The following is a 788-nucleotide window of genomic DNA, read 5'->3' on the forward strand; positions in this document are numbered from 1 at the left end:
TGTTGATTTGCACTGAGAGCTGACCCGGGATTGCGGGAAATTATCACTGAGATTTGACCCATGTTTCAATCATCCTTCGCGAGGTTTCAGCGGGGGCTCTGGAGTGATCGACATGGCGTTACTGAGCGTAATCCGACGCTGGCATTTTCGAGAGCATCTATCGATCCGGGAGGTTTGCCGCAGGACCGGCCTGTCCCGGAACACTGTCCGCAAATACCTGCGCCTGGACGGCGTGGAGCCGAAGTTCAAGGTCCCAGAGCGACCGAGCAAGCTTGATCCGTTCGCGGATCGGCTGTCGGCCTGGCTGAAGACGGAATCCAAGAAGGGCCGCAAGCAAAAGCGCACCCTAAAACAACTCCATGCCGACCTGGTGAGCCTCGGCTATGATGGTTCCTATTGCCGTGTTGCAGCCTTTGCCCGGGAATGGAAGGCAGATCGGCAGAGGGAATTCCAGACGACAGGGCGCGGAACGTTCGTGCCCCTGGCCTTCGAACCGGGCGAAGCGTTCCAGTTCGACTGGTCGGAAGACTGGGCTATCATCGGCAATGAGCGCACCAAGCTGCAGGTCGCACATACGAAGCTGAGCTATAGCCGCGCCTTCATTGTCCGGGCCTATCTCCTTCAGACGCATGAGATGCTGTTCGATGCCCACAATCATGCGTTCCGCGTGTTTGGCGGCATCCCCGGTCGCGGCATCTACGACAACATGCGCACGGCAATCGACAAGGTCGGCCGTGGCAAGGAGCGTGACGTCAACGTGCGCTTCCTGGCGATGGCCAGCCACTACC

Annotated in this window: 1 protein-coding gene; it reads left to right on the forward strand. The window is 58.9% G+C overall.

The window, feature by feature from the left end; all coding sequences use genetic code 11:
- Positions 1-112: 112 nt before the first annotated feature.
- On the forward strand, positions 113-788 hold a 676-nt coding region (gene istA / locus ACE04I_RS20100; protein WP_487207545.1), incomplete at its 3' end, for an IS21 family transposase.

Source organism: Rhizobium moroccans (genome assembly GCF_057559155.1).